The sequence below is a fragment of the Leptospira venezuelensis genome, assembly GCF_002150035.1.
Taxonomy (GTDB): Bacteria; Spirochaetota; Leptospiria; order Leptospirales; family Leptospiraceae; genus Leptospira_B; species Leptospira_B venezuelensis.
On sequence record NZ_NETS01000010.1, the window covers coordinates 699460 to 724859 of the forward strand.

Genomic DNA, 25400 nt, shown 5'->3' on the forward strand with positions numbered 1-25400 from the left:
TAGGGGCTATTGCATCAAATGCAAAATTTATAATATATTCACGTAAATCTTTGTTTTTTTTTTAATTTTAACGGAGCATTCAAAATTTCTTTAGAAAAAGAATCCTGATATGGCGCTACAGCCTGGTAAAAGAACTTCCATTGATTTTGGTAATGCTCTTTTGAGTGCAATATATTATCAGAGTATAACTTCAGTTCCGGTTTTAGTTTAGGAGATCTATAAAACTTAATGGCTTTAAAATAATCAAAGAGGCTGTCATCGTCTTTAGGATCTTTAAGTGAGAGTATTAAAGGAAAATCTTGTTCCTTTCCAAATTCTGCCAATTTTATTAAAGCATTCCGATTTTTTGACTTTGCCAAATTTCGGATCAAATCGTAATTTTTTGGATCTGGTTGGATTTTTTCAATAATGGTCGATGCAAATACGGTCTTTCCTGGATTTTGCAAAACGATAGATTCCAGATCGTTTAGTTCATTCTTATTCAATTTTGGAATTAGAATCTCTAAAAAAAGATCACCTATATATCGATTTCCACCTATACAACCAAATAAGATCGAAACCGATTGATATTCATATAAGTAACGTTTAGCTAAGGAGAAGTAGTCCATTGCGATTCCTCGATCAATGATCCCCTCTAGGGCGTATGCTCGAACGACTGTATTTTCATGTTCCAATAGATTTATTAAATCGTCTCTCGTTGATTTATCCATCATTTTTTCATAATATATATATTGGTCTGGCTTCTCACCTCCAACCCCCACAGAAGAAGACATATAAACATTATTAGCTGCTATCTTTTGAACGTATTGTTCAACCTTTTTAGAGCTTAGCATGATGGACCCATTGCAAGTCCCGAGGAAAATACCGCCTATAAAAGCGAAAAGTAGCAGAGATCGTTTATATTTGTTCCGAAGACTCATATATATGATATCTTTTTTGAAAAGAACTCGGTCAAAATTCTGACCTTAAAACGATCCTACTTCCTTCAATTTTTTTCAATTCCAAAGTTTTCCATCCTCTCCTGTATAGATCGCATCCGGTCTTAAGATCCTTTCTTGTATTTGTTCAAAACAATGTGCAGTCCAACCTGCTGCTCTTCCCATTGCAAATACAGGAGTAAAGATCTCAGTCGGAAATCCTAATCCATGAAGAAGTAGCGCGGTGTAAAACTCTACATTGGTTTGTAGAACTCTATCCGGTTTATATTCTTTCAGCAATTCCAAAGCAGTTTTTTCCACAAACATTGCAAGATCATAAAACTCTCTTTTTTCATCGGTGTCGTATAGAATTTTCGCCGCCTTCGCAAGAACATCCGCACGAGGGTCTCTAACTTTATAGATTCTATGTCCAAAACCCATTAATCTTTCATTATGTTTTAATTTTTCTCTTAGTACCTTCTCCGCATTTTCCTTAGCCCCTATCTCGAAAACAGTATCTAATGCTGGTCCAGGTGCTCCTCCGTGTAGAGGTCCTTTTAATGCACCAAGTCCTCCCGTGACTGCAGAGATCATATCAGACTGTGTAGAGATAATTACTCTCGCCGCAAATGTAGAAGCATTCAATCCATGATCACATACTGTATTTAAATATGTATTTAATGCACGAACACTTCTCGGATCAGGATCAGTGCCATTCAACATATATAAAAAATTAGCTGCAATATCCAGGTCTTGCCTTGGAAGAATAGGAGCCTGTCCCTTTAACAAACGGTATGCCCAAGCAACTATCAAAGGAAATGTAGAAAGAACAGCCATTGCATCCTTTCTAGGATCTTCTTTTTGAGAACCTAAAGAAAGAGCAGCTGATCCGATTCGTAAGATATCGATCAATGGAAGATTTGCATAGACTGCTTCTTCAATGATAGTTCGTATTACTTTAGAAAATCTTCTAGAGGTTCTAAGTTCTTCTGAGAACAAACTTGTTTCGGTAGGTTTTGGCCTTCTATCATTCCAAAGCGTGAAGATGGTCTCTTCGAAGACAGCCTTGCCTGCGAATTCTTCCACAGCATAACCTGCGATGATCAGCCTTCCTCCCTTTCCGTCCACTTGGGAAAGTTTGGTTCTCGCCGCCGGGATTCCTTCTAACCCTGGGCTGTAAATTTTCTCTTTTTCCTGTTCAGAGATTAGCATGATGTTTCTCCTTTATTTCTAATAGAGTTTAGCGAGTTGACAGTCTTTAGTCAATATTGATTATATTGTCAATATATGGCTTTTTCTTCAAAAAAACCATTCTTAAATGCTGATGAAGCCGCCTCTGCTTTAGGGGTAGAAGTCCAAACCATATATGCATACGTTAGTCGCGGCTTGTTGCATTCTGAATCTGGTGGCAATAAAGACAGAAGTAAAAGGTATAGAAGAGAAGATATAGAACAATTATTATTGCGTAGAGAAGAACGAAGCCAACCAGGAAAAACTGCTAAAGCTGCTTTATCCTTAGGGCAACCTGTTTTAGAATCTTCCATTACTTTGCTTGGTGAAAATTCTCTTTTTTACAGAGGGAAAGATGTTCTAGAGCTTTCAGAGAACGGAAGTTTTGAAGATGTTGCTTGTTTACTTTGGGAAACAATAGAAACAAATCCATTCGAATCAGATTGGCCTACATTATCTGAAGAATGTAGTCAAATATTAAAACTATTAGAAGGTCGGCCCATCCTAGATATTTCCAGGATACTACTTCCTTTTTTAGAATATGAAGATGCAAAGGCATTTCGAAAAGATCCTAAAACTTTCAGAAAGACTTCTTCCTCTATCTTAAGATATCTTACTCTTTTCTCTTCAGGCAGAACTAAATCGGAAGGAAAAATTTCAGAAACACTATTAAATAGCTGGGTCCCATCCAGAAAAAAGGAAGATCCTGACTTTTTATCCAAACTCAAACTTTTAGAAGCGGCTTTGATACTCTCCGCGGACCATGAATTGAATGTTTCTTCTTTTACTGCAAGATGTGTTGCTTCCAGTGAGGCTTCTCTTTACCAAGTCGTACTTGCTGGACTCGCTGCATTATCCGGCCCAAAACATGGATTACTTACTGAAAAAGCAATCCTTCTTCTTTCCCAAGCGAGCGGAAACAAAAAGAAAGATAAACAACTCTTAGAAGAAAAATTAAGGAACGGAGAGAACATCCCGGGCTTTGGTCATCCGCTCTATAAAAAAGGAGATCCAAGAGGCAGAAAACTCATCGAGATGGTAGAAAGATTTTTTCCAGAAGATCCTGACATCCAACTATATTTACAATTCTTAAAACAGATAGAAGATCTTCTAGAAGATTATGCAACCATAGATGCAGGACTTGCACTTGTTTCTAAAGCTCTCAAATTGCCTAAAGGTGCAGGCATCGGAATTTTTGCGATCGGCAGAACTGCAGGTTGGTTAGCTCATGCAATGGAGCAATACGATTCTGGAAACTTGATCCGACCGAGAGCTAAGTACATTGGAAACCTTCCCCAAGAATAATCAAATTCTTGACTCTTTCTATCCTTTACATTAGTTATAGGAAAACAGAAATAAAGAACTGTGGAGTGCTCTATGTCGGATCTTAATTTTTCCAGAAAAGAATTTATACAAAAAGCTGTAGCTGTCGGAATTATCACAAGTTCTGCAACCGTATTAGAGTCTTGCTCTGGCGCACCTGCTGGCGTAAAAGAAAGAGGACTTCAACTTTCAAATTTTTCGGAAGTGAATGCTGAGTTGGAAAGAATACTTCTCTCTAAAACAATTATTCCGTACGGAGAATGGAGCCCAAGCCAGATACTTCTTCACTGTGCTCAAAGTATTTATTATTCTATTAAAGGTTATCCGGAAAATAAATCCGAAGTTTTCCAAAACACTTTAGGTAAGATTGCATTTTGGAATTTCTCTATAAAAGGGAAGATGTCTCACGATTTGAATGCACCTATCCCCGGAGCAGATGTTTTACAGCCTGGAGTTTCAATTTCGGATAGTGTTCTTGAATTAAAAAAAGCGATCACGAAATTCTCCAATTATACTGGAGAATTTGCTCCTCACTTTGCTTATGGAAAACTAACTAAACAAGAGTACGAACTCGCTCATGCAATGCATATTGCGAACCATTTAGATTACGTAACTATTAGTTAAAGCGCTTACTCTTCTATCTTTACGCTGGTCAGAATTTTTTCCACGGATTCTTCGTGTCTTCTTCCTTTGATCAGGCTTTCGTCTATAATAAAGACCAAACTAAAGGGCTGTTTGTGTTTTGCTAAGAAGAACATTCCGGTTTTTGCATATCTTGGCCTAAGAACGTCATAGAATGTCCAGAAGGTCCCATAATATCTGTCTTCGAAAACTTCTCTTTCTAATTCGTTCAATTCCTGGATATCTCCTCTTTGCACTTGGAGATCTAAAAACTTTTTGAATTCTGAAAGTAGCTCAGATTCATCATCAAACCGGAATGGAACAAAAAATATTCTGATAGCTGGATAACGATTCGGATCGGAATCACTCGTAGAAATAATTCCTGCTATTTGTCCAATTCCCGTTTTATCTTCTAAATTCAAATTTTGAGGATTATGAAAATAAAAATCTTCCGGCAAAAGAATGTCGAGCTTCAAGTCTTCGTTATGTAAGGTTCTATTCTCCGCATTGTAATTCCAACGAGATAGATCTTTTTGCTCAAAATCAGGTTTGAACATGGAGTAAGCTACGAATATCTCAGCTTTCTGCAAACTTTTAAAGCTGATAAGTCCAGAAGACAGAATAACTAATCCTAACAATCCAATTTTATAATATGTTTTGTTGTCTATGAGCCTTGCGCTTAAAACACCTGCAGCATAAACCAAAAGAAAAAGAATTCCTGATCTGTTCTCAAAAAATCCAGTGAGCCAACAGGCGAGAATTGAAAAGGCAAAGAACCCAACTTCTACCCAAGGAACTAGTTTAATGGTTGGTCTTTCGATTCCTACTTCTGCAAAAATCGCAGGTAAAACGACCTTAGTTTCTAGTTTGCGGAAAGCGAATACAATCCCCCAAAAAAGAATACCTGACACAATGTAGCCAATCAAAGCCAGACCGACCATCCAGAACAGTGGAAGATGAGCCTCATGATAGAATAAAAAATATAACGCAAAAACAGAATATACCAGGAAGAGTTTTTTAGTTAAGGAAAGTTCTTGCAGCTTTCGAGATAGGGCTGTTCTCTTTTCCCATCCTGGAATTTTAGGAAACGAATTAATGAACCAGATCACCCAGTTTTTCTCCAATCTAAAAGCGGACTTTGACAGGTTAAACCAATCCGTAGACGACCTGGTGAAAACCTATAAGGCCATCGTTCATTTTCTGGATTTGATTTCAAATCTCTTTCCTATCGATTTGGTCTTGGTTTTAATACTTTCACTGCCATTATTATACGTTATCAATACCTTATCTCCTTCGACCCCAAGAGTGAACTATACTATCTCTGTGGTTTTTATCTCAGGACTTCGATCCTTCTTAAGTCATACGATTTCCGAGTCTTGGGAAATTTTCGCGGTCACAAAGACTGCGCTCATCCTTCTTCTTCCGGCTTATATTTTCGTGGTTCTTAAGTTTGGATTTTCTCTTATTCATAAGTATAGAATAAAGAAGAAGGCTCTCTCCCCCGGACATTTAGAATCTTCTTTTATAAGTCTACAAAAAGCTTACCATGATCTTAGCGCCGAAATCTATTCTGAGCTTGGAAAGAATGAAAGTAAAAGTTTTATAGATGGGCAGAAGTTTTTACCTAGGATCCAAGATTTAGAAACGTCCATTTCAGGACTAAAGACATTGATCAAAAAATCGGAGGATACTCCTCATTCTTCTGAATAAAGAAATATTCCAGGTAGATTCCTGAATTTGCCGTCATAGTCCAAACCGTATCCGATCACGAATTCTTTTCCTATATTCCAACCCACGTATTTGATTGGATATCCCACTGCCTCTCCGCCTTCTTTAAATAATAAAGATGCTACTTCGAGGGACTTTGGCTTTTTAGAAAGAATATGAGAGATCAAAAATTTCAGTGTGCGGCCTGTATCCACAATATCTTCTACAATTAAGACATCTCTTCCTGCGATATTCGAATCCAGATCTTTAAGCAATTCCACATTTCCAGATGATTCAGTTCCAACGTATGATTTTGCTTGTATAAAATCTAATTCTATCGGAATTGGAATCGCTTTAGTAAGATCGGCGAAGAAGTAAACTCCTCCTCTTAAGACACATATAAAAATAGGATTTTTTTCTATATAGTCACTTGCAATCTGTAAGCCCAATTCTCTGACTCTTGAGACGACCTTTTCTTCACTGAATAAGGTCTGGAAGGGTATATTATTAAAATTTGAAGTATTGTTCATGATGGAATCCAAAACCTTTTAAGTCTACAACTCTGTCTTTCCAAATCTGCCCATTCTTTTTGATCTGTTACTAAACTTATAAAAGAAGAAGTTGGAAATTTTTCGAAAAGGGAATCGGTATTATTTCCTAATAGTAAATAATTTGCCAGATCTTCCATTCCCGGATTATGACCGATCAAAACTACATTATTAATTTTAGAAGATAGACTTCTTAAGGTCCTAAGTAAGTCAGAATATTCTGCCTCATATATTTCACTTATAATCTTAGTGTCCTTTGTAATATTCTGAAAACCTTGTAATATCTTCCAAGTTTCCGAAGTTCTGATCGATGGCGAAACAAGGGCGATATCCGTAACAAAGGAAACCTTCTCCACATATTTTCCTAAAAATCGCGCGTTTTTACGACCTCTCTTTGACAAAGGACGTTCCTTATCCTTTAAATGAGTATCACTCCAATCGGATTTAGAATGTCTTATGAGATGAATCTCTTTCAAAATTCTCTCCTCCGCGATAAAACTTTCGAATCTGGAATTTCATTGACAAGGATCTTTCCTGACGATAAAACTCATGAGCTATGTTAAGGATGTATATTATCGGAACAGTCCTATTAATATCCTTTGCCACAAACCTTTCTTCACAAATTGCAGGAACTCCTGATGAGGAAAAGGCTAAAAAAGAATTACAAAATCAATGGTCTAAAAAATTCCCAGGAGACAGAATACTTTCCGTTCAAGCTGCAGGAAAACCTAAGCTGATCGAGAAAGAAGCTCCAGAAGAAAATGCACCAGTTGATCTAAGATATAAATTTTCCTTCTTCGTAACTACTCGAAAGAAAGAAGGCCAGACAACCAAAACTCCAGTGGGAGTGATTTACCAATTCATAAGAGAAAAAGGTTGGGTCTTCTCTGATATTGGAATGGCAAGATCTGTTGTAGTGACCGAACCAGGAAAAGAACCACCGTCAAAAGACGAAGTCTACCAAATCATAGAAGAAGCGATCCTAGAAGAGAAAGGAAGATCTAAATCGGTCGACTCAATTCGTTTAACAGAGCCAGAATTCGGACAAAATCTTACTCCTAATAAAGAACAATTTTGGTTTAGGTACGAGGGAGATTTCGAAGTTTCAGAAAACGGTTCTAAAACCGTTTGTTCAGATATAGTAATTCGTTTGGTGAAGGAGCAAAACTCCGCCGCTTGGAAAGCAGAATGGGACGAAAAAGGAAAATGTAAAGTATCGGAAGAATAAGATTAGATCTTATTCTTTCCAACTAATTCACCAATCGATTTCACGCCGGTTTTCTTCAGAACTCCATCTAAATATTCTAATATTCTCACAGGTAAGAAAGGACCGTTATATACATAGCCTGTATATAATTGAACCAGGTCCGCGCCTGCTAGAATTTTTTCTAATGCGGCTTCTCCCGAGTTAATCCCGCCAACTCCTATGATAGGTAGACTTCCTTTTAAGATAGAGTAAGCATATTTTACAAACTCTGTGGATCTCTGGCGAAGAGGTTTTCCGGAAACCCCACCTTCTTTTTCAACATTTGGATATCTGGATAAAACCGATTTGTCGATAGTAGTATTCGTAAGAATTACACCTGATAATTTAGAATCTGGTAGGAGTTCCAACAAACCTTTCAGTTCTTCTTTTTCCATATCAGGAGCAAATTTTACAAAAGTAGGGACTGGAAATTTTCCACCTAGTCCACTTCTGATTCCATCCATTAACTTTATAAAATTTTCTTTCTTTTGGAAATTTCTAAGACCAGGGGTATTAGGTGAGGAGATATTAATCACTGCATAATCTGAATAAGGTATGAGTTTTTTCAGGGAGTATACATAGTCTTCAACTGCATTCTCCTCAGAGACAATTTTTGTTTTCCCTACATTAATCCCTCTGACACAGTTTTTCTTCTGCTTTTGGAGAGTTTTCTCCGCTTCATCCGCGCCAGGATTATTAAATCCCATACGATTGATCAAAGCTTCATCTTCCGCATATCTGAAAATTCTTGGCTTTGGATTCCCTGGTTGCGCCTGACCAGTGATCGTTCCGATCTCAATAGAACCGAAACCTAATCTAGAAAGGAACGGATACAATTCTCCTGTCTTATCAAAACCGGCACCTAAACCGACAGGGTTTGCAAATTCTATTCCAGCGATTTTTGTTCTGAGTCGGTCGCTGGAATAAGTCATGAGTGATTCCAAAACAGGAAACACAAATGGAAGTTTTTTAGAAAGCCCAAGCAAGTTTTGGGCTAAATAATGGGCAGATTCAGGATGAATGCTTAAGAAGAAAGGTTTTGCAGTTTTTTCATAAACCCATTGTTTCCATTCTGAATTCATCCGGTCCTCTTTAGATTGATATGTTAAGACCAGCGAAATATACGAAGCCCAACACCCAAGAAGAAAAATCCGATCCCTACCATAAACACGCATGGGTAGACAATTTCTGCTAGCCCGGCTCCTTCGATAAATACTGATCTCAAAGAATCAGCAACCAGGGTCAGAGGTAGATGTTTTATGAATGGAAGCACTATATCCGGAAAGTTTTTATAACTGAAGAAAATCCCAGATAAAACCATCATCGGAAATGTGAATGCATTCACGAGCCCATTCCCAACCTGAGAGCTTTGGGCTCTAGAACCCACAAAAATTCCAATACATGCAAATACGAAATTTCCAGTAAGAAAGATCAAAAGGGCCGCGGGAATAGAACCGAAAAACGCATTTTCAAAAACAGTAAATGTAAACGTTAAGAAGATGATGGATTCTACTGTAGTCACAACTAGTCGAGTGAAGAAGAAAGACATTACGAATGCCAACTTATTCATTGGAGTCGCAGACATTCTTCTTAAAAGTTTTTTTAGCCGCATCTCGATCAGATTCCAGCCTACTCCCCAAAGACAAGAGTTCATCACGCCCATAGCGAGCATTCCAGGAACCAGATAATCAATATATCTTGTGCCTTTTGAATCTAATCTTCTGATACTAGAGCTGGTCTGCTCTTTTCCTTGCATTGTTAAAAGAGCATTAGAGAGAAGAAGGTAATCTCTTTGTGCGTTTGCATTGCTCGGATCAAAAGAAAATTCTAAATTTCCTTTTTCATCCTCTTTTACCAGAAGATTGATCTCTCCTCTTTTAAGTGACTTGATTGCGTCTTCTTCTCCGAGCACTTGAGGAACAATCACTCCTAAGCCGTCGGAATTACCACCGACAGAATCAGAAAATGCCTTTTCTATCTTTGCGGAAACTCCACTCGCATTATGTGAAGAAGAGATAATTGCTACCCTTGTCTGAGGCACTCCTTTAGTAGTGAACGCAAGTCCGAGTACTCCCGCAATTGCAATTGGAAATATGAAAGCCCAGAATAGTATTCCAGGTTCTCTATAAAATTCCTTTAATTGAATCGTGACTAAATGATAGATTTGTTTCATTCTTCCAACCCTCTTCCGGTCATGGAAAGGAATAAGTCGTCCAAGGTTTTTTTATGACATTCCAGTTCTTTTAAAACGATACCTGCTTTAGAAAACGAATCCAACATGGAAGGAAGATAATCCGTAATTCTTTCCACATTGATACGGCCTTCTTTGGTGTCGGAATTCCAACTAAATTTGAATTTTCCTTTTTCAGGAAGATATCCACTAGGATCGGTTCCATTCTCTAAAGAGAAACGAACAATCTCTCCTCCACCTAATTTTCCTAAAAGATCAGATAAGGTTCCTTGGTCTAAGATCCGGCCCTTGTCCATTACTATGATCCTTTCGCAGAGAACTTCTGCTTCTTCCATATAATGAGTGGTGAGGATCATTGTAGTTCCGTATGCTTTCAGATCTTCTAAAATTTTCCAGATATCTCTTCTGGCTCCTGGATCTAAACCTGTAGTAGGTTCATCTAAAAATAATATTTCGGGTTTGTTCATTATAGAAACACCCAATGCCAATCTTTGTCTTTGGCCCCCCGACAAGCTGTTCACGAAGGATTTGTTTTTTTCAGTAAGTCTGGTGAGTTCTAAAATTTCATGAAGCCTGGATTCTGGAGCCTTATAAAAACTTCCGAATAATTTGAGAGTTTCCCAAACTGTGGCTCTATCCATAAATCTGGTTTCTTGAAGAGCGAGACCTATATTACTTCTTAAAAATGTTTCGCTCTCTTTCCAGCTTGTGCCTAAAATTTGGATTTTTCCCGAATCAGGAAATTGTATACCTTCCAACATTTCGATCAGAGTAGTTTTACCTGCTCCGTTCGGCCCAAGCAAACCTACGAACTCTCCCTTTTTAATTTCTAGAGAGAGATCGCTAACGGCGGTTACATCTTTGAATTTTTTAGTTACATTAGATACCGAGATGATCGGGTTTTGAATTTTATCCACAGTACAACCTGAAGATCATGATTTAAAATCGGTCTAATTCTTACGAAGCTTTTCTGCTTTTTTCACCCAATCTTTCTTGAGATACTCTAAGATCTGATCCTTCTTTTTTAGTGCGTCCGATTTTCCCATCTCATAAGCTTCTCTTACACCTTTTGCATTTGTATAATCGAAAGAAGTGATCGGCAATTGTTTAGAAGGAGTTACCAAGAAACAACGATCCAATAGACGTGGGTCTTTTCCAACTATTGTAGTTGGTTCGTAATGTATTCCTATAATTTTTGCGTTGGGAGGAAATGCTTCTAAAAGTAAATTATTAGTAAGTCCTCCATCCAAATAATATTCCTTTCCATGGTTCTGAAAAGAAACAATGGGAGGAATAGAAGAAGAATTCATAATGATCTGTTCGATCACACTTGGATCCCTAAAGTCTGCCTCCGTAAAAAGAACTTCTTTCATATTCCAATTTCTTAAAACACGAAATGTTCTTTCTGTATAAAGCCCTTTGTTGCGATCTCTTTCGTCCTCTAAGAATGCTTTTCCTGTTTCCGCAATCAATCTTGCGAGTCTGAATGTGTTCTTATTAGAATCATCTTTCGGAAAAGCTTTGATCGTATGAATAAAAACTTTTGCACCGGATCGAATGATTTTATCGAAGTCCATTCCAAATCGGATCGTTCTACGATACATATCCTCGTGAGGAAATGCTTTCTCTCCATTGAATAAACGAGTAAAATAAAAATTGCGTGGGTTTTTGCGGACTATTCTTTCAAAGAAGGAGACTGATTCTTCTTCTGTTTCACAAAGTAAAGAAAGCACCATCGCAGCACCTGCAGAAACTCCCGACACTTGTCTAAGTTTTAATCCCCAGGTTTTTAATTCATGTCCAAAGCCCAAACCGTAGAATGCCTTACAACCACCGCCTGCGATCGCAAAACAGATCTCGTCTTCTAACCAAATGCCCTGTAAGACCTCGCCAAATTTGGATCCAGGATCTGACTTTTTAGAAGGTAGTTCGTATTCGTCTATGATCGGCATTTAGTTTCTCCGGAGCCGGGCCCCTTATGACCATTTTCCAATTTCAAATCGGAATTCTAAAAGTAAAAAATCAAAGATCTAAAAGAACCAAGACCTCGAAATGTTTGGTTCTGGGAAAAAAATCTGTAAGAACGATTTCCTTGGGCTTATAACCTGAATTTTTTAAGATCCCAAGATCTCTTGCCAAGGTGCTCGGATTACAGCTAGAATAAATAACGCGAGAAGGTCGTAAAACATCCAAAAAATCTAATAAGGAAGAAGAAGCCCCAGCCCTTGGTGGATTCAGAATACACAGATCTGCACCAAAGGATCCCAAATTCTTAGGCAGAGAAGAATTCAGATCCAACGTATGGAACTCTAAATGCGAATATCCTAGATTCTTTGCATTTTTCTCCGCTGCCTTTACGGATGAACTCGACAACTCGTAGCCGGAGAGGTGACTCACCAAGTGACCGATCGCCAAGCTGATCAGTCCAGCTCCTGAATAAAATTCTAATACTGGTCCGGAATCTCTCGGGATCCAGGAACGTATCTTAAGCATCCATTCTTCCAAAAGAAAACGATTCACTTGGGTAAACCCTTCCGCCGGGATAGACCATTCGATTTTTTCAGGAAGATAAGGGCCGATCTTCACTTCTTTTTTATCATATTCTAAAATTTCTCCGGAAGAATATCGAAGTCTCCAATCTCCTTTCCTAGAAAACGTTTTCTTATTTCCTAAATTCTTTCTAACATACTCGTTCATCTCTGAAGGAAGATGTTTACAACCTTCTTTTGGAAACGAGACCAAGGAGTTGGAATTCTCCTTATAAAACCCGGCGTTTGTTTTTCCTTTTTTGAATTCAATTTTGATCTGAGCAGTATTGCGATAACCGTCGGGCGGCCCGCTTAAAATTCCAATTTCAGGAATTTGAGAAAGATCCAATTTAGAAACATATAAAAAAGAATCCTGTAAAAGTGATTTTTTAATCTGAAGCTCTTCCTCATACGGAATATGGCGGTAAGAACAACCTCCACATTCAGGAAACGCAGAACAATCTGACTCGATCCGAAGCGGAGAAATTTTTTCAACAGATACAACAGTGCCCCAAATCAGTTTAGAATTTTCTTTATCTGTTCTGATCCGAACTTTTTCTCCTGGAACAGCAGCTTTTACAAAAACGGTTTTATTCTCCGCATGAGAAATACAAGTTCCGAGATTAGCCCATTTCTCTACGACCAATCCTGAAATTTCTCTACGGTTCTTTTCCGTACTCATAGGTAAATCACCTTGACAGGGTCCCCCATCTTGTCAGTAAAGTAATCCTTAACCGGAGAAGTGGCCGAGTGGTTTAAGGCAGCGGTCTTGAAAACCGTCGTGGGTAACTCCCACCGTGGGTTCGAATCCTACCTTCTCCGATGGAACACTGCTGGAGATGTGCCTGAGTGGCTGAAAGGAGCAGTTTGCTAAACTGTCGTATGGGGTAACCTGTACCCAGGGTTCGAATCCCTGCGTCTCCGAAAGTTCCAAACTCTCACGCTGACCCCGAGAAATAAGAAGATGTCTGACCAGAGATTCAACACCCGGGAATTCCTGGAAGAGACCAAGCGATTATTAGAAGGGGAAGAATACCCCAATTTATTTGCTGCCATCTCTTATATTCCTTTTTTAGGATGGGTCATTCCTTGGTTTTTTAGAAAAAAACAGGAAATTTGCAAGTTTCATGCGCTTCAAGCAATCAAGTTAAATCTAGGATTCTTATTTTTATACTTGGTGGTTTGGTTCTTAAGAGAGTTTCCTATTCTAAGCACCATTTTAAAATGGATACATGCGAATCCGATCGTAACCGACTTTATCAGCTATGTCGCATGGTTAGCTTTGCTCGGTTACGGAATTTTAGGAGCCTTGCAAGCTTACCAAGGCAAACTGTTCGTATTACCATTATTCCCGGAAATAGAGAATGAAGTTCGAAAAATACTCAGCAAAATTAGAGGAACTAAAGGCTAAGGCCTTAAATTTTCTCTCCCCTTACTGGAACCAAACAAAGAGTTTTATAAACACCGAAAGATTTCGAATCTATTTGGTGACTCTTCCTTTATTCGGAAATTGGCTGATAGGATTTTCTTTCTACTCCAACGAAGCAGAAGTATTCAGACATTCTAAACTATCCTTTATTGGCGTATTATATTTTATCGCATTCTTAGTATTGTCTTGGTTCTTGTCTTTTGTTCCTGTAGCAGGACCTTGGTTAGCTAATCTTGCTCACTTGGCTGGAGTTATTATCTATCTTGGCCTATCCGGTTTACTGCTATACAATTACACTAAGGGCAAAAAACTGGTCCCAAAACTTCCCCAAGAGCATTTAGAGCTTTTGGAAAAGAAACTTTTTTAATCACCCGCGCCCATAGCTCAGCTGAATAGAGCGTCTGACTACGGATCAGAAGGTCGGAGGTTTGAATCCTTCTGGGCGCACCAACTTCTTCTTTTCCCCATAAACTCTGACATTATGTCCCTTATAATTTAGAAAATATTCTTCAAATTCTATCAGAAAACTTGACTTTAATAATGAGTCTCAAAAACGATAGTTATAGAGAAAGAGATCGGGAACCAGTATGGAAAAGTGCCACTGCGCTCAAATCACATTTGAAAAAATCGTAGAGACTGCTAAACAACAAGGGCAAGACTATCGTGAAGTGGTAAAAGCTTGCGGAGCTGCGGATACTTGTACAGCCTGCACTGATTACCTAATCGCGTATTGCGAGCAGCATCTACAACTTGTCTCGGCCGGATAAATTACTCATCGATCAGGAGTTATTCGATAAACTCCTTCCACTTGCTTCCTCTTCTGCTAGAGGAAGAACCAACCATAATTTCCACGAACTACTAGAACCTTATCAGAGATTTCTAAACGTGCTTACTAAGGACACTTACGTCCAAGCTCACCGTCACAAAAATCCTCCTAAGCCTGAGACCTTTTTAGTACTAAAAGGAAAATTAGGCTTCATATTATTCGAAGAAGATGGTGCGATCAGAGATAAGCAAATCCTGAGTTCGGACGGACCTGTCTATGGGATAGATATTCTTCCGGGCGTGTACCATACATTGGTCTGCCTTACGGAAACCTGTATCTGCTTCGAAGGAAAGTCAGGACCATACGATCCTAGCACCGACAAAGAGTTCGCTTCCTGGGCTCCACCAGAGAACGGTGAAGGAAAAACTCAATATCTGGATTTTCTCAGATCTCTTTTCTAAAATCAGAAACGATTTAGCCGCGTGCTCCTGGAGCATCTCGACGGACTATTATCACGGTTTCTGATCGAAGATATCCTCGTACAATTCCCGGATCTTTTTCAAATTTCTTCCTGGCGGGGAAGGAAATGGAATGATCCTGCCTAGATTTTTCGCCGTACCGGTTTCTTTTATATCTTCCGATTCTTTATGATTATGTCTGTTTAAAGGGGGGAGATTCTCTCTCTCCATAACTTATACCTTCGGAAAATCGAAGTCCTAAATTCAGTGACAATCGCTAGATTTTTTAAAAACGAAATCAGAAAATCCGGTTTGAAATTTACGAAAACTGTTGCCATAGTATTTTCCCAGGCAAACATGCGAATGGTTTGAAAGGATTTCGCTTTTAAGCGATTCCGATCATATCTTATTCGAACTTCCCCTTAACGGAAAGGAAAAGTATGCCTGAATTCGATCAAATTGATCTGTTCAACTATGCCGCTTATGGCAATGAAGACGATCCTCAATGGGACGATATACGTAATTATATTCGCTCTAATGCCAACGCTTCGAAGGAATATGAAGAGATCAAAAAAAATCTCTCCAATGTTCAGCCGAGACGAAAACAAAAAGATTTCGGAAGACCCAGACAGGAGATAAAATCCTCTGATGGAGATCCGAATTCTAACAAGCCTGCTGGGCAGGATAAAAAATGGTGGAGCGTTTTCTTAGGAGAATAGTCGCTTAGGAAGGTTGACCGTGGAGAAAGAAGCAAAGACATATCTTCGGATCAAAAATTTCGTGGCTCCCTTTATAGGTTTAGCCGTAGATATCACTGCGTACGGAACCGAAAATATAGTAACTAATGGTAAAGTAATTCTTACCTGCAATCATAGATCCGATATGGATCCATTTATTCTTTCTTATACTTTTCCGAGATTCATTTCTTGGATCGCTGCAGAATACACATTTAGAATTCCTATCTTCAGAGACCTTGCAAAGATCGCTGGCGGGATACCGATGTCGATCGACGGAAACATTTCCCTCGGTTCCATCAAAATGATCCAACAGGTTTTTAAAAAGGGAGAGACACTAGGAATTTTTCCCGAAGGCCATGATTATATGGTCAAAAACGATTTTAAATCCGGAATGGTGGACTTTCATTCAGGATTCGCAGCATTCTCCATTCGTAATAAAGTGGATATACTTCCTTCTGTAATCATTCCTGTCGAAGAATCATATTCTGATATCCCAATACCGCCTATCGTTCGAAGCTTCATGGGAATGCCTAAAGAAGTCTGTGAGATCAAAAAGCGTGCGATCTATAAAAAGGTAAAAGTGATCTATGGGGAAAAAGTAGATCATAGAGATTTTCTTTCAGGCACTTTAGAGGAGAATATGAAACAACTCTCCGATGTGGTCAGAACTAGAATGATCGCCTTACAAGAAGGACAGTACGCGGAAGCTTAAACTTCCACGACTCCACTGAATACTTCTGTAGCAGGACCTGTCATTAGCACATGGCCTGATTCCAGTAACTGCACTCTTAAGGTTCCACCTCTTAGATCGATGCGAACATCTTTTCCTGTTTTACCATTTAGGTGCGAAGCTGTCATCACAGCACATGCACCTGTTCCGCAGGCCAATGTTTCTCCAGCTCCTCTTTCCCACGTTCTTTGATAAAGATGATCTTTTCCTCTTAAGGATACAAATTCCACATTCACTCTGCGAGGAAATAGTTCAGTATGATTTTCAATCAGCGGGCCAATTTCTCGGACCGGGAATTTATCGGGATCTTCTACATAAATAATACAATGTGGATTTCCCATACTTACTGAGCTGAATTTTAAATTATAAGAAGAATATCCCGGCAATCCACTTAAGAAAGAAAGCGGCTGCTCTAAAATTGGATTTTCATTTTCCCATTTAACAGGGATTAAAGAAGGAACTAAGATCGGTTTTCCCATATCTACGGAAACTTGTTCCACTTTGCCGCTTCCATTTACTTTTAGGTCGAGTTCTAAAATTCCGGCTCCAGTTTCTATCTTAGGTTGTTTTTTGTTCGTAAGGCCATGATCGAATACATATTTTCCAACACAACGAATTCCATTCCCGCACATCTCGGAAGATGAACCATCAGCGTTGTACATATCCATTTGGAAATCGCCTTTATTAGATGCGCGGATGAAAATCACGCCATCACCTCCGATCCCGAAATTACGGTCGGAAAGTTTTTGGATCTGCTCCGGACTCAGACGTAAATCATCTTTGGTTGCATCCACATAAACGTAATCGTTTCCGATCCCTTCCATCTTGGTAAAATGTACTTTAGCCAAACGAATCTCCTAATCAAACCTGAGAGGTTGTTTCCATGCTTCCAATGGGAGCTTCTCCGGAAAATCCAAAAAGCCTCGAATACGCTTTGTTTTTTACTGGAATTTAAAGACTAGCCCCGAAGGATAAAAATATCAACTAAACGGAACTTCCTTTGAACCAGACCTGTTATCTTTGCGGAAGCCAGAAAAACAAAACCTTATTCGTCGAAAACGGAATCCCAATCGTGCGTTGTTTGAATTGCAGCCACGCATTCTCCACTTACGAACAAGATGAACATTATGAAGGATACTGGGACGACGAAACCGGTTATGATTTAGACTGGTGGGATGTGGCTCATAGAGACATCTACAAGGACTTTATAGGCAAATTTCTTTCTGCTCCTAAGGGAAGAATTTTGGATGTAGGTTGCGGACTTGGCTTCTTTGTAAAAACGATCGGAACCTCAAGACCTGGATGGGAAGCAGTAGGTTATGAGATCTCTGAAAAAGCGGTCAAATTCGCGAGAGAAAAGAACGGTCTCAAACAAGTATTTCCGGGAATCGTTCAAGACAGCGGACTTCCAAAAGAAAGTTTTGATATCATTACCCTTTGGGACGTGATTGAACATATTCCTAAACCTCATAGCCTTATCCAATATCTGTTCGGGCTTTTGAAACCGGGTGGATTCTTATTTGTGCAGACTCCTAATTTCCCGGTCCAGCTATTCAAAGCAAATTTGAAAGTTGCATTAAAAGGAATGCAAGAAGGCGGACATTACCTAGAAGCAAAAGATCATATTAACGATTATACAGAAAAGACACTTGGACTCTTAGCAGAACAATGTGGATTCTCTTCTGTAGAATTTTCTATCTTAAAACCTATTGCTTCCGTATCAGGGGTTTCCGGCCCCAAAGCAAAATTAGGGGTTTTCTTAAAGAAGACATTCTATTACGGAACTTTAATGCTTTGGTTTCTAACATTCAAACAAGTGAATCTAAATCTGACCTTGTTTGCACTTCTTAGAAAGAAATAACGCTCTTGCAGAGAGATTAATTCAACATTTGCATTAATCTCTCTGCTGCACCTGGCGAATGCATCCATTCTGTCATTTCTAAGGATTCCTTTGCTTCATTCGCAGCCCTTATCTGCATTTTCTCTTCGTACACCGCAATTGCAGTTTTTATATCTTTGAAATTTGAATTTGTCAGGCATTCGCTTAATTCCAAAGAATCCAACATTGCCAAGTTTACACCTTCACCCGATGGAGGCATAGGATGTGCTGCATCCCCCAAGATAGTAAGATTTGGTAAAGTATCCCAACTCTGATCTAAAGGCATACAATACTGAGGGCGAAGTAGAAGAGGTAAACTTACATTCTCAACTAACTCCAACCAAATAGGATCCCATTCAGAGAATTCTTCTTTAAACCAAGCGAAAACTTGTGTCTTATCCGAAAAATCGATCCCACTATTTTGAATCCAGTTTTCATCCTTCTTACAACTAACATAAAAGTCTAAACTGCCATCTCCTTTGGAAGAAACATGCAAAAATTTCTCACCATCATACGCGTAAATTTTTCCACCTTTCAGTAATTTATGAATATTGGGTGTAGCCGTTTCTGAATCCGGCACATTCCCCTGTATAATCGTTACACCCGAATAAAATGGCTTGGTAGAAGTAATAAAAGGCCTGATTTTAGAATTAGCACCATCTGCTCCGATTACGATATCCGCGTTAGCAGTTGTGCCATTTTTAAATTCCAACTTCCAAGTATTTCCGACCTGTAACATGGATTTAAACTGGCTATCCCAAACAACAGTATTTGGCTCTAGAGAATTTAATAACATTTCTCTTAAAGGGCCTCTGTCAATTTCAGGTCTAAACATTGCATCATCGAAATCTTCATTCGATTCTTTATCATGCTCGTCGTAGATTATTTTTGCATGAGTATCTACAACTCGCCCTTTGTCTGCGCCCGGTCTATAATTGGCTTTAAAAGAATCCATCAGGTCTGCCGCTTTCATGACCTTCAAACCTGATTCAAAATGTAGGTCAAGAGTTGCGCCTTGCACTCGAACACTTCTATTAATGTCTCTTTCATAGACTTTTACATCTACACCTTTGAGCTGCAAAAGCCTCGCGAGAGTTAAACCACCTGGACCTCCGCCAATAATGGCTACCCGTTTGTTTTTTAAATTTCCCTTCATACGTAGAATCGTAACAAACAAAAATATTTAAGTCAATTAAATATTTTATCTATTTAAATATTTATATAATTTAAGAATTAATCCTATTTACCTATTCTCTAAGTTTAAGAATAATGCCTTATGGGCCTAAGAGAGCTTAAAAAAGATAGAATGCGCAAATCTATCTCTAATCTTGCGACTAGACTTTTCATAGAGAAGGGTTATCATAACGTCACGATGGCAGAGATTGCTGAGAAGGCCCAAGTATCCGTGCCAACCTTATTCAACTACTTTCCATCTAAGGAAGCTTTAGTATTCGACGAGGACAAGGAGCAAGAGAGCGAGTTAATTGATGCTGTAGTTTCCAGAAAGCCAGGAACATCCATCCTGGATGCTCTCAGAGATTTTACGATCCAGCACGCGACTCTCGAACCAGAAGAATTAAAAAATTTCAAAACGTTTAATCACCTGATCGATTCTACCCCGGAATTAAGCAATTATGCAAAATCAATGTGGATGAGACATGAACAGGCTTTAGCTTCTACAATCCAAAAAGAAGCTAAGAAGAAAATCAGTAAAATCGAAGCAGAGGCAATTGCACATTTCTGTTTAGATTCTTTACATCGATCCTTGAAATTCGCAAACCCAAAGACGAGTATAGACTCTCTATTTTCTTTATTGAAGAATGGCTGGAACGGATAAGTAGATCTTAAACTAAGATTTTACAGTACGATTCCTTTTTCCAAACTTAAGATATAGTTTAAAGCGGAGGATAGATCGGGAGATTCCCAATATTCTTTTCCTTCTAATTTTTTCTTTTCCAAGACTGATTTGGTTTTAGCGGAAGAGATAGGGCTTTTCAAATAAAAAGATTCTAATCCGAAAGCAAGTCCGCCACCAACATCGTCTTTTAAAGAATCTCCGATAATATAAGATTTGTTAGCATCGGCACCTGTTAGAGCCTTATTAAAGATCAAAGCTGAAGGCTTTTCTGCTCCACTTTCTTCGGAGGTTACTAATTTGTATTGGATGTCTTTAGGAAATAGGACGGATAATTTCAGTAATTGAGTTCTGAGCGATTCGTTTGTGATGATGACTAAAGCCTGGACTTCTTGCAAAGCTCTTAATAGAGATAGAATCTTTTTAAACTCAGCGGCATTTTTCTTTTTCCAATCTTTGATCCCTTGTAAGAAAAATCCAAAGTATGCAGAATCCAGTTTTAGAACGAAAGAAGGATCTAATTTTCCAAAAAGAAGTTCTGATATCTTCTTGAAATAAAGAATTCGTAGTCGATTGACTGGATTGTTCGGAAGTTCGTTTTTCACTTCTGCACGGACCGTATCATATGCCTTTTTAAATTCTTTGGAAGAAGAGAAGCCTAAAACCTTTGCCTTTTTTTCCATTTCACGGATCGTAAACTCATAAATCCCTATAGAATCGAAGACTGTATTATCTAAATCCAAAAGAACTGCCATAACTCTAAAATTCCCGGACCGATCGGAAAGCCAAGGAGAGTTTTGGAAAATGTTTAGGAAATTTCTTTTTCCTTGCTTCTTCTTCCCTCAAAACTAATCTGCAATCCGTTCGTTTATGTCCGAAGATCGTTTTTCCAGAAAAGTATTCCTTTCCACATTAGCATTTTGTGCAGCCGTTTTAGGAATTGGGTCTTATTTCAGATTTAAAAAAAGAAAGATCCAAGGAAGTATCCTTGGCCCGGACAGAGAAACCGGTCATAGACTCCGACAGGTCAGGACCAATTTTTCTCCTACAAGCACGATCCAAACAAAAGTGCTTATCGCAGGAGGAGGGATCTCAGGACTTTCTTCCGGATATTATCTATCCCAATTCGGGATCTCGAATTATTTGATCTTGGACCTGGAGAAGGATATAGGTGGTAATTCCAGATATTCCGAAAGCAATTCTTTAAAATATCCTTGGGGTGCACATTATCTTCCACAACCGGGACCTGAATCAGTTTTAGTTCGTAAATTTTTAGAAGAGAACGGACTCGTCCAAGGCAAAGACTCAAATGGAAATCCAATCTATCCGGAAAAATATCTTTGTTTCGATCCGGAAGAAAGACTTTTTTACCAAGGAAGATGGCAAGCGGGTTTAGTTCCTAGAAGAAGTGGAGAACCTGACTCACAAGAATTATTATTTCGTAAAATTATAAACTCTTGGCAAAACAAAAGGGGAAGAGACGGACAAAAAGCATTCTGTATTCCGATAGATCGTTCTTCCAGAGATCCTGAATTTTTAAAATTGGATCGGATCACTTTTGCCGATTACCTAAAATCACTCGGAATCCAATCACCTGAGATCTTATGGTATGCAGACTATTGCACTCGAGATGATTACGGTGGGAATTCCGACAATATCTCCGCCTGGGCAGGACTTCATTATTTCTGTTCTCGTTTGAGAGAAGAGGAAGATTCTCCGCCAGTTCTAACCTGGCCGGAAGGAAACGGATTCCTGTTGGAGCTCCTACAAAAGCCATCTAAGGATAAGATCAGAACTTCTACACTCGTAGAAAGAATTCGCAAGAATTCAGGACGCTGGGAAATCAATGCATACGATGTAAAAGAAAAGAAAGATCTTCTGATCCAAGCAGAGCAAGTGATCTACTCTCTACCTTCTTTCACCCGAAAATATATTTTGGGAGAGGAGGAAACATTTCTACAAAGATTAGAATATTCTCCTTGGTTGGTTGCAAATCTGTTTGTAGATGAACTGCCTCAAGGAAAAGGTCATCCACCAGCTTGGGAGAATGTAATTTATAAAAGTAAATCTCTTGGATATGTTGTATCGACCCACCAAGATTTAAGAGCGCTTAGGCCTCAATCTGTTCTTACATATTATCTTGCTTTCGGAGAGAAAGATACCATCGCTTCTAGAAGATCTATTCTTCCTAAAACCTGGGAGAATTGGAAAGAAGAGATACTTACCGATCTCAAAAGACCTCATCCCAATATCGAAAGTTTAGTTTCTCGGATTGATATCATGACCCATGCACATGCAATGATACGTCCTGTTCCCGGATTTCTTTGGGGAGGAGAAAGGGAGAAATTAGCACAATCAGAATCAGGAATTCATTTTGCACATTGCGATCTAAGTGGAATTTCCATTTTTGAAGAAGCTTTATATAGAGGATTCGAAGCTTCTAAAAATGTACAAACCTTTTCAAAGAGAAGTTGATGGAGGAGAATAAAACGATCAGTCCATGGATCATTTCTAAAAGATTCGATCTTACTTGGTTTATTGCTCCCGGATTGATTTCAGTAATCATAGTATTGCTCGCGAATTACTTAGGATTTCCAGAACCTTCACCTCTTGGTTCCTCTAGGACAAACGGCAATGCATTACCTCCTTGGCTTTGGTTACTTCTTATTCCTGGTGTAGATGTATCACATGTATATTCTACTTTGTTTAGAGCCTATTTTGATAAGGAAGTTTGGAATCGGAAGAAAGTGCTTCTAAGCTTAGTTCCATTCCTTTGTTTTATAGCAGCCTTGGTTCTTTACTCTTTCGGAAAATTATTCTTCTGGGGGGCTATGGCTTATCTTGCAGTATTTCATTTTATAAGACAGCAATATGGTTTTTTGAGTTTATATGCGAGAACTGAACCCAAGACGGATAGCAAGATCCCATTCCTATTAGATAAGATCTGCCTTTATATGGTAACTGGTTTGCCAGTATTATATTGGCATCTAGTACCAGGTGGCAGGCATTTCGAATGGTTTATAGAAGGTGACTTTTATCAATACCCAAACCATTTCCTTTCAGACTTCATTCATATACTATTTTGGAGTTGGGTGATAGTATACTCTTTGAGCCAACTCTATCTTCTTCTTAAAGGAAGAAGGATCAGTATAGGAAAACTTCTACTCTTATTCAACACCGCTTCAGTTTGGTATGTAGGCATTGTATTATTAAACGATGATTTTGCATTTACCCTTACTAACGTGATCAACCATGGAATTCCGTATATGGCCTTGGTATTCGCATATTCTAATTTTAGAAAGAAGCAGCTTTCTTTCTTATTCTATAATAGCTTTCGTAATGGGGCGTTTGCCATCCTAAGCTTTTCATTAGTCTTATTGGCATTTGCTTTTTCGGAAGAATGGCTTTGGGATAGTTTTGTATGGAAGGAACATCCGTATCTATTCGGAAACTCTTCCGTAATAAAAGCTGAACTAGGACTTGGCCTTGAGGGAATCTTAGTGCCGATCTTCTTTCTTCCCCAATTCACTCATTATATCTTAGATGGGTTCCTTTGGAAGGGCGGAAAGAACAACTCTGAGCTGGAAGGCTTTATAGGCCTCCGAAATTTAGGCCCGTAAAGCCCTTCCGAATTGAAAAACGAGTATCTTACGGTTTTCCGATAGACAAGCCCGGTTTTCATCTCATAATGACGAAAAAGGAAAACAGGATCTACCTCAATGATCATCGTAGAAGGAATCGATTATATTGTAATACCTACCGGGGATATAGAAGCCTCTGTAAAATTCTATTCCGAGCTATTTGATTTCGAGACGATCGAGGAAAAAGGAAACGAATTCGCAATCATCGGTTTGGATTCTGTGAACATTAAACTCCTCAATACCAACGGAGTTAAAAGTTCTTTAACCGAAGTTAAATCCCCTGTCCTCAGTTTCGTATTGGATGTGGATGATTTCACCGAAGCGATCGTAGAACTCGAGTCTAAGTCAGTTCAAATCGTAAGAGGACCAGAAGCCCGAGACGGAGGAGAGTTCCTTCATTTCTTGGATCCGTCCGGTAATATTTTAGAGATCAATTACAAAGAAGATTAAGACCTAAAGACATAGGCTCTTATAAAGAAAAGCCCTCAATTGAGGGCTTTTTTATTGGTTTTAGACAATCGGGCCAAAAGAAGTTAGGAGATCTTGTCTACAAATGCTCCCTTAGTTTTATAAATATCGCCCGCATAACTAGGATTCATTGCTTTTTGATCAAAGGTTTCAGCCTGTTTGTTTTCATAAGGCTTATTAGGTATTCCTTCCACCTTAGGCATTTTACGTGGATCGGATGAGGCCTTTTCAGCGAGTCCGAGGTATATAGAGGTTATTGTTGACATTCAGTAATCCCTCAATGCTGATCCTAATCCAAATCGGAGAATAAACCAAGTATTTTTTTACCCTAAAGATCAGGGAAAAGATACTGTACAATCCCCTTTTCCGGCAGTAACAAACATCTGAACTGTATAGTAACTGGAGAAAGTCAAAGTAGGTTCAAATACCCAAGTATTAGTATCACTAAAAGTTCCTACATCTGTGCGCCCGCAGGTTTTAGAAAACTTAGAATAGATCAGATAAGTGTCGCAGGCGATCTTAACATTGGTAGGCCCTTCTGGATTCAAGTCAATCCTCAGAGCTTTGGTTCCCGTCTGGCCAGCAATTGAAAAGGATTTAGAATCGGGATAAGTTACTCCTAATTCTTCGCCGTATAGATTGTCGAAAGACTTATAACAATCTACATAAAATTTGGTACCATAACAATTGGTGGCGGCGCTCCCATTATTCTCATCACAATAAACTGGACCTTCTTTAGTAACAAACAATGTACCAGTAGAAGCACCGGCCGGAACCACCGTTACGATCTCAGTGCTAGTAGCACTCAGAACATTCGCTGATACTCCGTTAAATTTAACCGTTGTAGAGCTTGTATTTGCGGAGAATAAACGGCCTTTAATTGTGACCGTTGTTCCCGCAGTGGACCCTATTGGAGGAGATCCACTAGGAGGATCTATCTCGGTGATCACAGGATTTCCCAAACCCAGCTGACTGGCAAGGTCAGAGTCCTTGCTCGAAGAACAACTAAGTCCAAAAATAGATAGAGATACAATAATAGCTAAGATCTGAGTCTGAAATCGCATTTTTTCTTTAACCTAGAACCGTTCGCACGTAACGCTTTTGCTTGCCGTTTTTAAAAAACCGC

The 25400-nt window shown here is 38.9% G+C and carries 30 protein-coding genes and 3 tRNA genes; 18 read left to right on the forward strand and 15 right to left on the reverse strand.

The window, feature by feature from the left end:
* Positions 1-38: 38 nt before the first annotated feature.
* Entirely contained in the window at positions 39-833 is a 795-nt protein-coding gene (locus B1C82_RS10490; RefSeq protein WP_086447529.1) for a hypothetical protein, read from the reverse strand.
* A gap of 162 nt (positions 834-995) precedes the next feature.
* Complete coding sequence (locus tag B1C82_RS10495; protein WP_086447530.1) at positions 996-2129, reverse strand: citrate synthase/methylcitrate synthase; 1134 nt, start codon at positions 2127-2129, stop codon at positions 996-998.
* Positions 2130-2204: 75 nt separating this feature from the next.
* Here B1C82_RS10495 and B1C82_RS10500 point away from each other — a divergent pair, with 75 nt between their 5' ends.
* Positions 2205-3452 carry a citrate synthase family protein gene (locus tag B1C82_RS10500; protein ID WP_086447531.1) on the forward strand — a complete coding sequence of 416 codons (1248 nt, stop codon included), beginning with the start codon at positions 2205-2207 and terminating at the stop codon, positions 3450-3452.
* Between the two features lie 72 nt (positions 3453-3524).
* The gene (locus B1C82_RS10505; RefSeq protein ID WP_086447532.1) at positions 3525-4094 is read left to right on the forward strand and encodes a DUF1569 domain-containing protein; all 570 of its coding nucleotides are present in this window, start codon (positions 3525-3527) and stop codon (positions 4092-4094) included.
* Positions 4095-4099: 5 nt separating this feature from the next.
* On the opposite strand, the gene B1C82_RS10510 is transcribed toward B1C82_RS10505, so the two are convergent.
* Complete coding sequence (locus tag B1C82_RS10510) at positions 4100-5200, reverse strand: hypothetical protein (protein WP_086447533.1); 1101 nt, start codon at positions 5198-5200, stop codon at positions 4100-4102.
* Here B1C82_RS10510 and B1C82_RS10515 point away from each other — a divergent pair.
* Complete coding sequence (locus B1C82_RS10515) at positions 5187-5801, forward strand: hypothetical protein (RefSeq protein ID WP_086447534.1); 615 nt, start codon at positions 5187-5189, stop codon at positions 5799-5801. The genes B1C82_RS10510 and B1C82_RS10515 overlap by 14 nt on opposite strands.
* On the opposite strand, the gene hpt is transcribed toward B1C82_RS10515, so the two are convergent.
* Together hpt and B1C82_RS10525 are read right to left on the reverse strand one after the other, a co-directional pair.
* A complete protein-coding gene (gene hpt / locus B1C82_RS10520) occupies positions 5786-6328 on the reverse strand; it encodes a hypoxanthine phosphoribosyltransferase (protein WP_199775751.1) in 543 nt (180 codons plus the stop codon). The two genes, B1C82_RS10515 and hpt, sit on opposite strands and share 16 nt — an antisense overlap.
* Entirely contained in the window at positions 6325-6822 is a 498-nt protein-coding gene (locus B1C82_RS10525; protein ID WP_086447535.1) for a SixA phosphatase family protein, read from the reverse strand. The genes hpt and B1C82_RS10525 overlap by 4 nt, the downstream gene beginning before the upstream one ends.
* Before the next feature lie 89 nt (positions 6823-6911).
* Between B1C82_RS10525 and B1C82_RS10530 the strand changes: the two genes are divergently transcribed.
* Positions 6912-7574: a hypothetical protein gene (locus B1C82_RS10530; RefSeq protein WP_086447536.1), complete on the forward strand. Its 663-nt coding sequence runs from the start codon at positions 6912-6914 to the stop codon at positions 7572-7574.
* A 2-nt stretch (positions 7575-7576) separates the two neighbouring features.
* Here the strand turns inward: B1C82_RS10530 and B1C82_RS10535 are convergent, their stop codons facing one another.
* The 5 genes from B1C82_RS10535 to B1C82_RS10555 form a co-directional block, all read right to left on the reverse strand.
* On the reverse strand, positions 7577-8674 hold the full coding sequence (locus B1C82_RS10535) for a quinone-dependent dihydroorotate dehydrogenase (protein WP_086447537.1): 1098 nt from the start codon (positions 8672-8674) through the stop codon (positions 7577-7579).
* A gap of 23 nt (positions 8675-8697) precedes the next feature.
* Positions 8698-9765, reverse strand: coding sequence for an ABC transporter permease (locus B1C82_RS10540; protein WP_086447538.1), 1068 nt, complete (start codon positions 9763-9765; stop codon positions 8698-8700).
* Positions 9762-10700, reverse strand: coding sequence for an ABC transporter ATP-binding protein (locus B1C82_RS10545; protein ID WP_086447539.1), 939 nt, complete (start codon positions 10698-10700; stop codon positions 9762-9764). Before B1C82_RS10545 ends, B1C82_RS10540 begins: the two co-directional genes overlap by 4 nt.
* Before the next feature lie 33 nt (positions 10701-10733).
* A complete protein-coding gene (locus B1C82_RS10550) occupies positions 10734-11735 on the reverse strand; it encodes a patatin-like phospholipase family protein (protein WP_086447540.1) in 1002 nt (333 codons plus the stop codon).
* Between the two features lie 70 nt (positions 11736-11805).
* Positions 11806-12993, reverse strand: coding sequence for a class I SAM-dependent RNA methyltransferase (locus tag B1C82_RS10555; RefSeq protein ID WP_086447541.1), 1188 nt, complete (start codon positions 12991-12993; stop codon positions 11806-11808).
* Positions 12994-13047: 54 nt separating this feature from the next.
* Between B1C82_RS10555 and B1C82_RS10560 the strand changes: the two genes are divergently transcribed.
* The 9 genes from B1C82_RS10560 (at position 13048) to B1C82_RS10600 (ending at position 16413) form a co-directional block, all read left to right on the forward strand.
* Positions 13048-13133, forward strand: a tRNA-Ser gene (locus B1C82_RS10560).
* 13 nt (positions 13134-13146) lie between these two features.
* Positions 13147-13235 (forward strand) — tRNA-Ser (locus tag B1C82_RS10565).
* A 40-nt stretch (positions 13236-13275) separates the two neighbouring features.
* Positions 13276-13722: a magnetosome magnetite crystal formation protein family gene (locus B1C82_RS10570; RefSeq protein WP_086447542.1), complete on the forward strand. Its 447-nt coding sequence runs from the start codon at positions 13276-13278 to the stop codon at positions 13720-13722.
* Positions 13676-14107 carry a hypothetical protein gene (locus tag B1C82_RS10575; protein ID WP_086447543.1) on the forward strand — a complete coding sequence of 144 codons (432 nt, stop codon included), beginning with the start codon at positions 13676-13678 and terminating at the stop codon, positions 14105-14107. Before B1C82_RS10570 ends, B1C82_RS10575 begins: the two co-directional genes overlap by 47 nt.
* A 6-nt stretch (positions 14108-14113) precedes the next feature.
* A tRNA-Arg gene (locus tag B1C82_RS10580) sits at positions 14114-14190 on the forward strand.
* 137 nt (positions 14191-14327) lie between these two features.
* Positions 14328-14507 carry a hypothetical protein gene (locus B1C82_RS10585; protein WP_010515017.1) on the forward strand — a complete coding sequence of 60 codons (180 nt, stop codon included), beginning with the start codon at positions 14328-14330 and terminating at the stop codon, positions 14505-14507.
* The gene (locus tag B1C82_RS10590) at positions 14491-14967 is read left to right on the forward strand and encodes a WbuC family cupin fold metalloprotein (RefSeq protein WP_086447544.1); all 477 of its coding nucleotides are present in this window, start codon (positions 14491-14493) and stop codon (positions 14965-14967) included. The genes B1C82_RS10585 and B1C82_RS10590 overlap by 17 nt, the downstream gene beginning before the upstream one ends.
* A gap of 437 nt (positions 14968-15404) precedes the next feature.
* Entirely contained in the window at positions 15405-15683 is a 279-nt protein-coding gene (locus tag B1C82_RS10595) for a hypothetical protein (RefSeq protein WP_086447545.1), read from the forward strand.
* 19 nt (positions 15684-15702) lie between these two features.
* Positions 15703-16413: a lysophospholipid acyltransferase family protein gene (locus tag B1C82_RS10600; RefSeq protein ID WP_086448560.1), complete on the forward strand. Its 711-nt coding sequence runs from the start codon at positions 15703-15705 to the stop codon at positions 16411-16413.
* Here the strand turns inward: B1C82_RS10600 and dapF are convergent.
* Complete coding sequence (dapF, locus tag B1C82_RS10605; protein WP_086447546.1) at positions 16410-17279, reverse strand: diaminopimelate epimerase; 870 nt, start codon at positions 17277-17279, stop codon at positions 16410-16412. The genes B1C82_RS10600 and dapF overlap by 4 nt on opposite strands.
* 152 nt (positions 17280-17431) lie before the next feature.
* Here dapF and B1C82_RS10610 point away from each other — a divergent pair, with 152 nt between their 5' ends.
* Positions 17432-18292, forward strand: a complete 861-nt coding sequence (locus B1C82_RS10610) for a class I SAM-dependent methyltransferase (RefSeq protein WP_086447547.1) — start codon at positions 17432-17434, stop codon at positions 18290-18292.
* A 16-nt stretch (positions 18293-18308) separates the two neighbouring features.
* On the opposite strand, the gene B1C82_RS10615 is transcribed toward B1C82_RS10610, so the two are convergent.
* Entirely contained in the window at positions 18309-19466 is a 1158-nt protein-coding gene (locus B1C82_RS10615) for an FAD-dependent oxidoreductase (protein ID WP_086447548.1), read from the reverse strand.
* 120 nt (positions 19467-19586) lie between these two features.
* On the opposite strand from B1C82_RS10615, the gene B1C82_RS10620 reads away from it, so the two are divergent.
* A complete protein-coding gene (locus tag B1C82_RS10620; protein WP_086447549.1) occupies positions 19587-20147 on the forward strand; it encodes a TetR/AcrR family transcriptional regulator in 561 nt (186 codons plus the stop codon).
* A 20-nt stretch (positions 20148-20167) separates the two neighbouring features.
* Here the strand turns inward: B1C82_RS10620 and B1C82_RS10625 are convergent, their stop codons facing one another.
* A complete protein-coding gene (locus tag B1C82_RS10625) occupies positions 20168-20920 on the reverse strand; it encodes an HAD family hydrolase (RefSeq protein WP_086447550.1) in 753 nt (250 codons plus the stop codon).
* Between the two features lie 115 nt (positions 20921-21035).
* Here B1C82_RS10625 and B1C82_RS10630 point away from each other — a divergent pair, with 115 nt between their 5' ends.
* The 3 genes from B1C82_RS10630 to B1C82_RS10640 all read left to right on the forward strand — a co-directional run bounded on the left by B1C82_RS10630 (position 21036) and on the right by B1C82_RS10640 (position 24256).
* Entirely contained in the window at positions 21036-22640 is a 1605-nt protein-coding gene (locus B1C82_RS10630) for an NAD(P)-binding protein (RefSeq protein ID WP_086447551.1), read from the forward strand.
* Positions 22640-23785 (forward strand): hypothetical protein, encoded by a 1146-nt coding sequence (locus B1C82_RS10635; protein ID WP_086447552.1) that lies wholly within the window; start codon positions 22640-22642, stop codon positions 23783-23785. The genes B1C82_RS10630 and B1C82_RS10635 overlap by 1 nt, the downstream gene beginning before the upstream one ends.
* Positions 23786-23884: 99 nt before the next feature.
* Positions 23885-24256, forward strand: a complete 372-nt coding sequence (locus B1C82_RS10640; protein ID WP_008589759.1) for a VOC family protein — start codon at positions 23885-23887, stop codon at positions 24254-24256.
* A gap of 83 nt (positions 24257-24339) precedes the next feature.
* On the opposite strand, the gene B1C82_RS10645 is transcribed toward B1C82_RS10640, so the two are convergent.
* The gene (locus B1C82_RS10645) at positions 24340-24540 is read right to left on the reverse strand and encodes a hypothetical protein (RefSeq protein ID WP_086447553.1); all 201 of its coding nucleotides are present in this window, start codon (positions 24538-24540) and stop codon (positions 24340-24342) included.
* A 69-nt stretch (positions 24541-24609) separates the two neighbouring features.
* Entirely contained in the window at positions 24610-25338 is a 729-nt protein-coding gene (locus B1C82_RS10650) for an LIC10067 family putative lipoprotein (protein ID WP_086447554.1), read from the reverse strand.
* Positions 25339-25400 lie beyond the last annotated feature (62 nt).

Coding starts and splice junctions, on each gene's coding strand:
- B1C82_RS10490 (WP_086447529.1), bottom strand. CDS start 833: ATGCTAAGCTCTAAAAAGGTTGAACAATACGTTCAAAAGATAGCAGCT.
- B1C82_RS10495 (WP_086447530.1), bottom strand. CDS start 2,129: ATGCTAATCTCTGAACAGGAAAAAGAGAAAATTTACAGCCCAGGGTTA.
- B1C82_RS10500 (WP_086447531.1), top strand. CDS start 2,205: ATGGCTTTTTCTTCAAAAAAACCATTCTTAAATGCTGATGAAGCCGCC.
- B1C82_RS10505 (WP_086447532.1), top strand. CDS start 3,525: ATGTCGGATCTTAATTTTTCCAGAAAAGAATTTATACAAAAAGCTGTA.
- B1C82_RS10515 (WP_086447534.1), top strand. CDS start 5,187: ATGAACCAGATCACCCAGTTTTTCTCCAATCTAAAAGCGGACTTTGAC.
- hpt (WP_199775751.1), bottom strand. CDS start 6,328: ATGAACAATACTTCAAATTTTAATAATATACCCTTCCAGACCTTATTC.
- B1C82_RS10530 (WP_086447536.1), top strand. CDS start 6,912: ATGTATATTATCGGAACAGTCCTATTAATATCCTTTGCCACAAACCTT.
- B1C82_RS10535 (WP_086447537.1), bottom strand. CDS start 8,674: ATGAATTCAGAATGGAAACAATGGGTTTATGAAAAAACTGCAAAACCT.
- B1C82_RS10540 (WP_086447538.1), bottom strand. CDS start 9,765: ATGAAACAAATCTATCATTTAGTCACGATTCAATTAAAGGAATTTTAT.
- B1C82_RS10550 (WP_086447540.1), bottom strand. CDS start 11,735: ATGCCGATCATAGACGAATACGAACTACCTTCTAAAAAGTCAGATCCT.
- B1C82_RS10555 (WP_086447541.1), bottom strand. CDS start 12,993: ATGAGTACGGAAAAGAACCGTAGAGAAATTTCAGGATTGGTCGTAGAG.
- B1C82_RS10570 (WP_086447542.1), top strand. CDS start 13,276: ATGTCTGACCAGAGATTCAACACCCGGGAATTCCTGGAAGAGACCAAG.
- B1C82_RS10575 (WP_086447543.1), top strand. CDS start 13,676: ATGAAGTTCGAAAAATACTCAGCAAAATTAGAGGAACTAAAGGCTAAG.
- B1C82_RS10585 (WP_010515017.1), top strand. CDS start 14,328: ATGGAAAAGTGCCACTGCGCTCAAATCACATTTGAAAAAATCGTAGAG.
- B1C82_RS10595 (WP_086447545.1), top strand. CDS start 15,405: ATGCCTGAATTCGATCAAATTGATCTGTTCAACTATGCCGCTTATGGC.
- B1C82_RS10615 (WP_086447548.1), bottom strand. CDS start 19,466: ATGAAGGGAAATTTAAAAAACAAACGGGTAGCCATTATTGGCGGAGGT.
- B1C82_RS10620 (WP_086447549.1), top strand. CDS start 19,587: ATGGGCCTAAGAGAGCTTAAAAAAGATAGAATGCGCAAATCTATCTCT.
- B1C82_RS10625 (WP_086447550.1), bottom strand. CDS start 20,920: ATGGCAGTTCTTTTGGATTTAGATAATACAGTCTTCGATTCTATAGGG.
- B1C82_RS10630 (WP_086447551.1), top strand. CDS start 21,036: ATGTCCGAAGATCGTTTTTCCAGAAAAGTATTCCTTTCCACATTAGCA.
- B1C82_RS10635 (WP_086447552.1), top strand. CDS start 22,640: ATGGAGGAGAATAAAACGATCAGTCCATGGATCATTTCTAAAAGATTC.
- B1C82_RS10640 (WP_008589759.1), top strand. CDS start 23,885: ATGATCATCGTAGAAGGAATCGATTATATTGTAATACCTACCGGGGAT.
- B1C82_RS10645 (WP_086447553.1), bottom strand. CDS start 24,540: ATGTCAACAATAACCTCTATATACCTCGGACTCGCTGAAAAGGCCTCA.
- B1C82_RS10650 (WP_086447554.1), bottom strand. CDS start 25,338: ATGCGATTTCAGACTCAGATCTTAGCTATTATTGTATCTCTATCTATT.